The following is a 10,122-nucleotide window of genomic DNA, read 5'->3' as shown; positions in this document are numbered from 1 at the left end:
GCACCTTCAGCGCGCAGGCCTTCGACGCCTCCAACACCGTGCGCTACGCGGGCCAGGTGACGCCCGTCACGATCCAGGCCGGGCAGACGGCGGCGGTGACGCTGCTCTTGCAGGAGGTGAATGCGCCGCCGCCCTTCGAGAATGCCGCGCCCCGCATCCTCTCGCTGGTGGCCAGCCCCGGCACCGTCGCCCCGGGCGGCCAGGTGACCCTCCAGGCCACCGCGGACGACCTGAACGCGGGCGACCCCCTCACCTACGTCTGGACGGCAGCCTCGGGCAGCTTCGGCGCCGCCTCCAGCCTCTCCACGGCCTGGACGGCGCCGGCCTCCGCCGGACCCGTGGTGCTGACGCTGACGGTGACGGACTCCAAGGGCGCCTCCGCCGCCTTGAGCGTCACCGTCACGGTGAGCACCGGCACCGGCAGCGCCGCCGTCAACGTCACCTTCAACACCTGGCCCCAGGTGGCCGGGGTGACGGCGCTGCCGTCCTCCGTGGCCGTCGGCCAGGCGACCGCCGTCGCGGCCGTCGCGAGCGACGCGGACGCAGACAGCCTCTCCTACCAGTGGACAGCCTCGTGCGCGGGCACGTGGACGAATGCCACCTCCGCCAGCGCCAGCTTCACGCCCTCGGCGCAGCCGTCCGGCGGCACGTGCACGCTCACCGTGGTGGCCTCGGACGGCCGGGGCGGGCAGGGCACGGGCAGTCTGGGCATCTACGTGGGCCCGGGGACTTCAGCGCGCTTCCCGCCCGAGGTGGTGGAGGCCTCCCAGTCGAGCGCAAGCGTGCCGGCGTCCGGCGGCACCGTCGTCTTCCGGGTGAAGGCGCAGGATGCCCAGGGCAGTGCCCTTGGCTTCACCTGGGCCACCAGCACCGGGACGTTGGGCACCACCACCAACGCGGCGACCACCAGTGAAGTCCTCTGGACGGCGCCCTCCTGTGTCCCCTCGGGCACGACGCCTACCGTGACGGCCACCGTCACCAACGCCCTCGGCCTCTTCACCCGCTTCGTCTTCGCCCTCCAGGGCGGCACCGCCTGCGCTGTGAGCCCCGGGGCTCGTATCGTGGCGGGCGGGGTTCATAATCTCGTCGCGAAGCAGGACGGCACCGTCTGGGCCTGGGGCTACAACCACTCAGGCCAGCTCGGCGATGGGACAGGCACAAGGCGCCTCACGCCCGTACAGGTGCAGGGTCTGACGGGCGTCGCAGCCCTTGCTGCTGGCTACCAACATTCGCTTGCCGTGAAGCCGGACGGCACCGTCTGGACTTGGGGCTACAACGGAAGCGGCCAGCTCGGCGACGGAACGCTCACGGACCGCCCCAGGCCTGTGCAGGTGCAGGGCTTGACGGGGGTCGCGGCCCTCGTCGCTGGCGAATCCCATTCGCTTGCATTGAAGCAGGACAGCACCGTCTGGGCCTGGGGCTACAACGGAAGCGGCCAGCTCGGCGACGGAACGCTCACGGACCGCCCCAGGCCTGTGCAGGTGCAGGTGCAGGGCCTGACGGGGGTCGCGGCCCTCGCCGCTGGCACTCGCCATACGCTCGCCTTGAAGCAAGACGGCACCGTCTGGGCCTGGGGCCAGAACTCCGACGGCCAGCTCGGCGACGGAACCGTCACGAACCGCTTGACGCCCGTGCAGGTGCAGGGCTTGACGGGGGTCGCGGCCCTCGTCGCTGGCGAATTCCATTCGCTTGCATTGAAGCAGGACGGCACCGTCTGGGCCTGGGGCTATAACGCACAGGGCCAGCTCGGCGACGGAACCGCCACGAACCGCTTGACGCCCGTGCAGGTGCAGAACCTGACGGGTGTCGCGACACTCGCCGCTGGCTTCAACCATACGCTGACCTTGACGCAGGACGGCACCGTCTGGGCCTGGGGCCGTAACTCCGACGGCCAGCTCGGCGATGGGACAGTCACGAGCCGCCTCACGCCGGTACAGGTGCAGGGCTTGACGGGGGTCGCGACCCTCGCCGCTGGCTACTCCCATACGCTGACCTTGAAGCCGGACGGCACCGTCTGGGCCTGGGGGAACAACACCCAGGGCCAGCTCGGAGACGGAACCGCCACGAATCGCCTCACGCCCGTGCAGGTGCAGGACCTGAGCCTCTGACGGGGCACTGGGCGCCTGTGTTGTTTGGCGGGCGCCCATAGCACGTCACAGACGTCTGCGGGTTGCTTAAGGACGCGGTGCGCTGGGAACCGGCCTGCGTCCTGCGGGTACCCGGCTCATACTATTTCGGACCAAGCGTCATGAGTACCTCAGCAACTCCGTCCGCGTGCTGTTGGTTCTCCTGAGCCACGGTGCGGAAGCCACACTTCTCGAGGACGCGGATCGACCCGACGTTGTGGACAGCGACCCACGCATGGAGCGGACGAATCGGCTCAAGCACGAGGAACTCCGAGAGCGCTCGTGTCGCGATGCCCTTGCCCCAGTGCTCGCGACCAATCCAATAGGCGACGAGGCGCTTGCCGTCCTGTTCCCAACTGCCGATGTACCCAGCGACCAAGCCGCCAACGACGATGGTGCGGGTCACGTTCTCAGGGCGGAGAACCTTCGTGCGCCAGTGGGTCAGGAAGGCATCGCGTTCCCGCGACGGGAATGCGGCCATGCGCAGCGCGACTGCGTCCCGTTGGTGCTCGAAGAAGATCGGGAGGTCTTCATCTGTAACGTTGCGCAGGATCACCAAGAGAGCCGGTCTCCGTGAGCCGAGTGACGAGCCGACTCTAGCCCGCGTCCCACGCCGGGTTCCATGTACCAAGTTGGAGACGCGCTACCGGCTCGCCTTGCGCAGCACGGAGCCGACGAAGCTCGACCCCGACCAGGCCGCCGGGCGCCATCATCCGGTGGGCCCAGAAGCGAACAGGGGACAAGCCCGAATTGAGCCACCGAGTGGAGCTGCTCGTGAAGCGACTCAAGCGCAACCCAGAGCAGCGGGACGGCGACGGCAGCGGGGGCGGATTGGCCGGTTAACCGAACACCCAAGGGGGGCGTCTTGCGGGCGGACCATCCGGTCGTCGGGATAGGGGGGCGACCCAGACGGCTTTAGAGAGGCCCTTGGCTGTCTCCGGCGTTTCCGCCTTCGTGCCCGGATAGGGTCGCTCATGGCAGCAGGGTGCCTCCCCTCCCACAGATCCGGACGTGCGGATTTCCCGCATCCGGCTCCTCGTGTCACGGCTTCGCTACACGCAGCACCGAGTGGACCGCCCGAACTGGGGGAAGTGGATGGCGCTTCAGCATCGCTGAGAACTTCCACCACGGCATCGACTGTCGCTGGGAGCGACGGTTGAGCCACTTCCTCCAGATGAAGGCCACCTCGTGACGAAACCGCGCGAGCGCCTGCGAGTTCCCGGTGATGCCGTAGTACCCGTAGTGCCCTAGCAGCTTCGAGGACAAGGTGCGGTGCTGCTCTTTGACGGAGACGTGCCGCACATCCTTGCACCACAGCATGATGCGCTGCAGTGCCCGGGTGAAGGTTCTCCTCGTACTGCTTCGCGGTTTGACCGTCGACGCCCGTGGCGCCTCCTTTGCGCGTCCTACGGAAGGCCTCCTTCAGCCAGGCAAGGTCCATGAGGTGCGACAGGTCTCTGAGTCCCCGGCATCTTTCCCACCAGCGGTTCCGTGACCCGGCACTCCCTTTCCTCGACTGGCTCCCGTTCGGGTGTTGGTTCGCCAGCGTCGTCGGTACTACGGAGTGCTCCGACTTCCCGACCTCCATCCCACCGGGCTGTGGATTGCCCTCGCTCGGTGGTTTCCACCCCCAGAAGGGCGGGCGGAGAGGGCGGGACCTCCCAGGTTCCTGGGGAACCCATGTACGAGTGCCGCGCTTCACAGACTCCGGTGGTGCGGTGGGCCCTCGCTGTAGCGGACCCACCACTGCGGCCTTCCGGGTAAACTAGCCCGTCGGCAACCACGGGTAATTACTCTCGAAGCTCCTTCACGCGGCCCTCGGACTCGCTGTCTACGCTTCGCAGGGTGAGTCGCCTCACCACCACGCAAGACTCGCTTCCGGCCTGCGGGCTGCCGCTTTGGCCGGGCAGGGCTTGCACCTGCTGGGTTCCAGCTTCGAGTTTCTCAAGACGACGGCATCTTGTTCCTCCCGAACCAGGCTTTTGCGGATTCCTGGCGCACAGTTTACATAACGCTCCTTATCAGACGTCACGCCTATGGATTCCAGAGGGGTGTTCAGAAGCCAGTTCGTCCCCAAATGGGCCCTGAAGCTCAGGTGTCATCGGGGTCGTCCACGTGGTTCAGGTACGCCTGAAGCTGGGTCCGGTAGATGGGCACCACCTCCGCCGCCATCGCATCTTCAAGCACCTTGCGCGCCCCGGTTCTGTCTCCACTCGCCTTGAGCGAGTCGGAGGCTCCGAATGCACGCCCGAGCCGATATGTGCCCTCTCGCGTCCGGCGATGGATCTCTCGCACTAGTGCGGCGGTGCCAGACTCGCTGCCGAGAGCCGCCTCGGCGTCCACGGCGGCCATACCCACCTGGGGCGCCATCCTCCGCAGGAGCGCCGGCAGCTCGGGGTCTTGCGGCAGTTCCGCACCACCGGCGAGTGCCAGGCCCAGATCAATCGCTCTACGCCAGTCATCGGACATCACTGCGCCACCCCGGGCCCACACATGTCGAGCGGCCATTGCCGCTGTCCCCGACAGCGCTCCATGCACGAGCCGCAGTCGCCATTCCAGCGCGGCTTCTTCGTGGACTGGCATCGGGCGTACATGTCGATGCAATGCTGCCGCCAGCCGCTGTCCGCGTCGTCGGCCGTGCTGGTGGCCGACTCCAGCTCTCGTGCCCCATTCATCAACGTGGCGGCCTCGCTTTCCGTCGTCCCGCACGCTTCTGGGCTTCGGTGCTTCTTGAGGCAACACACGATGCTCAGGTCACCCGGACGGCATGTGTCCGATGCCTGCGCCAGGTAGTCGCCCGTCGGGCGGCGGTCCGGCTCACGGGCAGCGGTTGAGCATCCCGACATGAGCGCGAGGCCAAGGCCTACGGCGGCAACCCGCACAGCCAGATTCATGCGAAACCAGATATCACTCACAGGAGTCTTCGTGCCACCGTGTGCTCGGGCTTCCCGAGTCCGCGTCCTGCACATACGTTGCCGCCCCATGCGCCTCTTCCGACGAACCGGCCTTGCCGTGCTCTGCGGCCTCACCGCGGCCCTGCTCACGGGCTGTCCCGACAAGACGCCCCAGGCGCCCCTGGATGGCGGCGTCACGGGGACCTCGGCGCCCCCGGATGCGGCCCCCGCGACCGTGGCCTTCACGCTCCAGTACCTGGCACCGGACGCCGGCCTCGCGCTCATCCCCCTGGCCCTGGAGGAAAAGCCGCTCGTCGAGCAGACCTCCGACCTGGAGCTTCGCAGCACGCTGCCCCTGAAGAACTACCGGGTCCGGCTGATGGATGAGGCCGACCGGGCCATGATCTCCGATGACACCGTGACGGAAGCCGACGACGGGCTCGTCTACCGCATCCACCTGCCGCAGCCCCTCAAGACGGGCTTCTCGTACACGCTGGTCGTGGACGCCCAGACAGGCACGGCGTTCCAGGACTCGCGCGGCCGCGACGTCGAGGACCTCCGCGCCGCGTTCCAGGTCGCCGGCGAAAAGGAAAAGCCCAAGCCTCCGCCGCCCCCCGCCAAGGGCGGCAAGAAGAAGCACAAGTAGCCGCTACTGCCCGGTCTCCGACTGCCCCGGAGCCTCCTGGTCCGGCAGCGGCTCCGGCGTCGTGGGCGCCGGGGTCGGCAGGTTCAGCGCCGTGCGGATCTCACGCAGCTTCGCCTGGATGATCCGGATGTTCCCCGGGCCCATGCGCAACAGGTGCTTCTGGGCCCGGCTCAGGCCCTCCAGCTCCGGCGCCGTGTACACGTACAGCGCCCCCTTCGATTCCACCTCCACCGGCCCCGGCGGCACCGGCACCGCCAGCAGGTGCTGGACGGCCCGGCCGAACGTCGCCTCGAAGCGCTGTCCAGGCGGCGCGATCTCCCGGTACGCCTGGTCGATGAGCGGCTTCAATTCCCGGTACACGAGCCCCGCGCCAGTCGCATCCAGCGACCCCAGCACCCGGGCCACCAGGTCGTAGCGCGCGTAGCTCGCGGGCGCGATCGCCGTGCGGCCTCCCGTCCCAAAGGCCGTCACCTCGAAGCCCCCCGGCGGCGCCATGAACAGCAGCGAGGCCCGGGGGCTCTCACCCTCGGCGATGTTGTTCACGGACGACGTGAACCGGCGCGCCAGATCGCGCTCCTCCAGCCACCGCGCCAGCTCCGGATCCACCGACAGCTTGCGCGCCAGCTCCCGGACCCGGCCGTCGCTCTCCGGCAAGGACACCTCCGGCGGCAACGCCACCACGCCCGCGTCCACCACCGCCGGCGTCACCGCCACCGGCGCGGTCTCCGACTGGCGCTTCAGCCCGAAATAAGAGGCCACCAGCGCCACGACCATCAGCGCCACCAGGATGCCCATGACCTTGCCCCGCGACGGCGCCTTCGGTGGCTCGGCGGCCGGCGGCGGTGGGACTCCCGGGGGCTGATTGACGAAGTTCGGATCGCTCATGGTCCCGGACCCTACAGACAGCCCCGGGGACCATTCCACGCGCGCGTGAACAATCCGCGCGGCCGGTGTTCACCGGTCGGAAGCCGGGCCGGACGCCAGCACGTCCTCGGGCAACCGCCAGAGCTGTCCGTCCTCCGGCGACAGGATGAAGCCGCCCGGCAGCAGGTGCAGCGACGTGACGACCTCCGTGGACAACGGCAGCTCCCACGCGCACACGGGCCGCAGCGAATGGGGGTCCAGTTGAAGCAGGTACCACTCCCCCGCCGCCAACAGGTCCTCCACCGCCACCAGCACCGAGCGCGCCGTCACGAGCCCGGTGTAGCCCGTCGCGAGCGTGCCCACCTCCGGCAGGATGAACTCCGCCGCCATCGTCCCTTCCGGATACGACCAGCGCCGCACCCAGGTGCCGCCCACGCCGATGAAGCTCGCGCCATCCGGGAAGAAGCCCGCCGGGTAGAACGGCGCGTCCGCCGACGCCACCTCCGCGCCCCGCACCAGTCCCGCTGCGCCGCGCTCCACGAACGTGAGCCAGGTGCCGTCCTGGCCGCAGCTCACCGCCGCGCCCATCACCGGCAGGCTCGGGTGCGGCATCCATTCATGCAGCCCGTCCACGTCGTCCTCGCCCAGCGGCGCGTCGAGGCTCGTGGCCATCCCATCCACGTCGGACAACGTCTGGGCATCCACCAACTGCACGGACGCCCGCCCGGCCACCACGTCACTGGTCCACAGCCCCTGGCCGGTGCTGTCGAACGCGATGGCCTGCGTGGGCCGCGTCCAGGTGCGCGCCGTCGTTCCCGCGGTGCCCCCGTCCGGCCCCATCCCGACCATCTCGATCCGCCCCGGCCCCAGCACCGCCGCGCTCTTCAGCGACGGGTGCAGCGCGACGAGCTGCGCGGCCCGGGGCAGCTCCAGCGAACGCTCGGGCGGCCAAGCCTCACCGGCCTGGAGCACCGCGAGCCGGCGCGCGCTCAGCGCGAGTCCCAGTGCGTCCCCGCCCGGACTCAGGACGAAGCCGTCACCGGCCCACTCCGCGTCCGTCACCGGCAAGGCGGTGACGCGGGTGAGCTCCACGCGGCGGCTGGGAATGCCCCAGGGGGCGCCGGGCCGCGGCCGGCCGACCCAGGGGACCACCTGGCCGCTCAGGAATCCTGCTCCATGGCCCGCACCCGAGCGAGTGTGTCCACATCGCTCGGGGTGGGCCCCAGCTCCAACAGCAGCCGGCTCACGTCGTACAAGAGGTCCCCGCGCTCGAAGACCTTCAGCCGGGGCACGTCCAGGTTCAGGTCGTCCGCGCCCTTGTTGTAGGCCAGGTCCATCAGCGACCGGAGCTGGAACGAGTCGTACAGGTTGTACTCCACCAGGTAGCGCAGCGCCGCCACGTCGCCCCGGCGCAGGTACGCGCGCCACAGCAGCACCGCGTCGTAGCCGTTGGCGCCCTTCAGGTGCGGCGGCCGGCCCACGCCCAGCTTCTCTTCAATCTCCTTCAGCCCGCCGCCCAGCCCCAGCCGCCGCGTGACGAAGCGCAGGTCGATGTGCGCCTCCGGCACCGGGAAGTGCTTCGCGCCGAAGTACTCCTTCAGCACCGGCACGTCGAAGCACGAGCCGTTGAACGTCACCCACAGCCGCCGCTTCGCCATGGCCTCCGGCAGCGCGTCCATGTTCCGGCCCTGGATGAAGACGTGCAGGCCCGCGGTGTCGAACAGGCTCACCACCGTGGGAACCTGCGTCTGGCTGCCGTCCGTCTCGATGTCGAAGTAGACGGCGTCGTCCTGGAAGTCCGGGAACAGGCGCCAGTGCTCGCGCGACGGCACCAGGCGCGCCAGCTCCTTCAAGTCCCTGCGGGCCAGCGCCTCGCGGGCCACGGCGATGCGCTCGCGGGCAATCACGTCCGCCTTGCGGCTGATGACGATGCCGCCGTCCGGGAAGTCATCCCAGGTCCGGATGCCCTTGGACCACAGGTCCTTCTCGCGCCACGGCCCCACGCCGGGAATGTGCTGGAACGTGTGCAGCAGCATCAATCGAGCGCACCCATCCTTCCGGCCAGCAGGTCCTCCAGGAGCGGCACGTCCGCTTCACAGAACGGCAGCGCCTGCATCTCCGTCGGCGTGTGGAACGCAAGCATGTGCGCGCCCAGCGGCTTCGGTTCACCCGACACCATCGTGGCCGCGTACAACACCAGCTCCACGGTGAGATCCGGATACGTGTGCCGGCCCTCCCACAGGCGGCGGCCCACGGACAGCTCCACGTCCAGCTCCTCGCGGCACTCGCGCGCCAGGGCGGCCTCGTCCGTTTCGCCGGCCTCCACCTTGCCGCCGGGGAACTCCCAGAGCAGCGCCCGGCTCCCGCCGGGAAGCCGCTGCTGGACAAGGAACCGGCGTCCACCGTCCCCCTGCCCCCTGTCCGACGAAGGCTGGGGAATCAGCGCCGCCACCACCCGCACCGTCCGGGGCACGGCGCGCGTCACCCGCGCGGCCCCTTCTTCACGTTGTTCATGTCCAGCGAGTACAGGTACGCGTTGTTGGACAGCACGTACACCCGCGAGCCCACGACGTATGGCGGCGCGGAGATGCCCCTGCCCGGGTTCCACGACAGGCGCGTCTTGCCCGTCGTGGGGTCCACGAACAGCAGCGCGTTCTGGTTCGGGATCAGCAGCATTCCCCGAGCCAACACCGGGGCCAGCGCCGTCTTGTCCTTGAGGGGGAGCGACCAGATGAGGCGTCCGGTCTCCCCCAGGTAGGCGTCCACGCGGCTGTCACCGGCGGCGAACACCACCTCACCCCGGGCGAGCACCGACGTCATGCCCCCCACGCTGGTGTTCCACAGCACCGCGCCGGAGTCCGCCTCCAGCGCGTAGAGGCCGCTCTTGTACGAGGCCACGTAGAGCCGCCCCGCCGAGTCGATGGCCGGCGTGGTGTCCACGTCCAGGAACTCCGTCCCGGTGCCCGACAGGGACTTCTCCCAGATGACGCCGCCGTCATCGACCTTCAGGGCGACGAGGAAGCCGTCGGAGAAGCCGATGTACGCGGTGCCCTGGTCCACCTTCGGCGCGGAGGCGCCCCGGATGGTGAAGCCCGACGGAGGGTCTCTGCGGTACTGCCACACCCACGTCCCGTCCGACGCCTTCACCGCGAACACCGTGTCGGTGTCCGTGGCCACCAGCACCAGCCCGTCAGCCAGCACCGGCACCGTGGCCAGCGACTCCTGGGTCGGGTACTTCCACTTCACCTTCCCGGTGATGCCGTCGAGCGCGTACAGCGTGCCGTCACCGCCCGGCGCGTAGACGACGCCCTCGCTCGTCATGGCGCCCGCGAGCGCCGGGCCCCCCGTCTTGAACGACCAGGACAGCGTTCCGTCCGGGCCCACCGCGTGGATGTACCCGTCGCGCGTCTGCGCGATGACGTTGCGGCTCTCCGGCTCGTACACCGGGGAGGCAGGCTCACGCGGCGAGTACTCGAGCAGCGGGACCTTCCCCACCAGCCCCTTCCACCAATCCACCTGGAAGTACTCCACCTGCGGCTGGGTCGGGGCCTTGGGCAGCTCCGGGCTGCCATACAGCTGCGCCCGGCCACAC

The 10,122-nt window shown here is 69.4% G+C and carries 11 protein-coding genes; 2 read left to right on the top strand and 9 right to left on the bottom strand.

The window, feature by feature from the left end; genetic code table 11:
- Nucleotides 1-2,108, top strand: a 2,108-nt coding sequence (locus D7X74_RS44565) for an Ig-like domain-containing protein (protein ID WP_233602379.1), incomplete at its 5' end; no start/stop codon positions are given.
- 121 nt (nucleotides 2,109-2,229) lie between these two features.
- Here D7X74_RS44565 and D7X74_RS34280 read toward each other — a convergent pair.
- The 4 genes from D7X74_RS34280 to D7X74_RS43260 form a co-directional block, all read right to left on the bottom strand.
- Nucleotides 2,230-2,682 carry a GNAT family N-acetyltransferase gene (locus D7X74_RS34280; protein WP_120537215.1) on the bottom strand — a complete coding sequence of 151 codons (453 nt, stop codon included), beginning with the start codon at nucleotides 2,680-2,682 and terminating at the stop codon, nucleotides 2,230-2,232.
- A 485-nt stretch (nucleotides 2,683-3,167) separates the two neighbouring features.
- Nucleotides 3,168-3,446 carry a hypothetical protein gene (locus tag D7X74_RS34275; protein ID WP_120537214.1) on the bottom strand — a complete coding sequence of 93 codons (279 nt, stop codon included), beginning with the start codon at nucleotides 3,444-3,446 and terminating at the stop codon, nucleotides 3,168-3,170.
- Between the two features lie 771 nt (nucleotides 3,447-4,217).
- Nucleotides 4,218-4,595: a DUSAM domain-containing protein gene (locus tag D7X74_RS34270; RefSeq protein WP_158620487.1), complete on the bottom strand. Its 378-nt coding sequence runs from the start codon at nucleotides 4,593-4,595 to the stop codon at nucleotides 4,218-4,220.
- Entirely contained in the window at nucleotides 4,595-4,801 is a 207-nt protein-coding gene (locus D7X74_RS43260; RefSeq protein WP_158622341.1) for a hypothetical protein, read from the bottom strand. The genes D7X74_RS34270 and D7X74_RS43260 overlap by 1 nt, the downstream gene beginning before the upstream one ends.
- A 307-nt stretch (nucleotides 4,802-5,108) precedes the next feature.
- On the opposite strand from D7X74_RS43260, the gene D7X74_RS34265 reads away from it, so the two are divergent.
- A complete protein-coding gene (locus D7X74_RS34265) occupies nucleotides 5,109-5,666 on the top strand; it encodes a hypothetical protein (RefSeq protein ID WP_120537212.1) in 558 nt (185 codons plus the stop codon).
- 3 nt (nucleotides 5,667-5,669) lie between these two features.
- Here the strand turns inward: D7X74_RS34265 and D7X74_RS34260 are convergent, their stop codons facing one another.
- The 5 genes from D7X74_RS34260 to D7X74_RS34240 form a co-directional block, all read right to left on the bottom strand.
- Entirely contained in the window at nucleotides 5,670-6,551 is an 882-nt protein-coding gene (locus D7X74_RS34260; RefSeq protein WP_120537211.1) for a DUF3014 domain-containing protein, read from the bottom strand.
- Between the two features lie 69 nt (nucleotides 6,552-6,620).
- Nucleotides 6,621-7,682 (bottom strand): hypothetical protein, encoded by a 1,062-nt coding sequence (locus D7X74_RS34255; protein ID WP_120537210.1) that lies wholly within the window; start codon nucleotides 7,680-7,682, stop codon nucleotides 6,621-6,623.
- 8 nt (nucleotides 7,683-7,690) lie between these two features.
- Nucleotides 7,691-8,566, bottom strand: coding sequence for a ribonuclease H-like domain-containing protein (locus D7X74_RS34250; protein ID WP_120537209.1), 876 nt, complete (start codon nucleotides 8,564-8,566; stop codon nucleotides 7,691-7,693).
- On the bottom strand, nucleotides 8,566-9,015 hold the full coding sequence (locus D7X74_RS34245) for a (deoxy)nucleoside triphosphate pyrophosphohydrolase (protein WP_120537208.1): 450 nt from the start codon (nucleotides 9,013-9,015) through the stop codon (nucleotides 8,566-8,568). The genes D7X74_RS34250 and D7X74_RS34245 overlap by 1 nt, the downstream gene beginning before the upstream one ends.
- Nucleotides 9,012-10,122: PQQ-binding-like beta-propeller repeat protein (locus D7X74_RS34240; RefSeq protein ID WP_120537207.1), on the bottom strand; the 1,111-nt coding region annotated here is incomplete at its 5' end. The genes D7X74_RS34240 and D7X74_RS34245, both read right to left, overlap by 4 nt.

Source organism: Corallococcus sp. CA047B, from assembly GCF_003612065.1.
In the GTDB taxonomy this organism is placed as follows: domain Bacteria; phylum Myxococcota; class Myxococcia; order Myxococcales; family Myxococcaceae; genus Corallococcus; species Corallococcus praedator.
The sequence above is the reverse complement of the archived record's forward strand: the minus strand, read 5'-3'. Positions and strand labels throughout refer to the sequence as shown.

Coding starts and splice junctions, on each gene's coding strand:
- D7X74_RS34270 (WP_158620487.1), bottom strand. CDS start 4,595: ATGTCCGATGACTGGCGTAGAGCGATTGATCTGGGCCTGGCACTCGCC.
- D7X74_RS34275 (WP_120537214.1), bottom strand. CDS start 3,446: ATGCTGTGGTGCAAGGATGTGCGGCACGTCTCCGTCAAAGAGCAGCAC.
- D7X74_RS34250 (WP_120537209.1), bottom strand. CDS start 8,566: ATGCTGCTGCACACGTTCCAGCACATTCCCGGCGTGGGGCCGTGGCGC.
- D7X74_RS34260 (WP_120537211.1), bottom strand. CDS start 6,551: ATGAGCGATCCGAACTTCGTCAATCAGCCCCCGGGAGTCCCACCGCCG.
- D7X74_RS34265 (WP_120537212.1), top strand. CDS start 5,109: ATGCGCCTCTTCCGACGAACCGGCCTTGCCGTGCTCTGCGGCCTCACC.
- D7X74_RS43260 (WP_158622341.1), bottom strand. CDS start 4,801: ATGAATGGGGCACGAGAGCTGGAGTCGGCCACCAGCACGGCCGACGAC.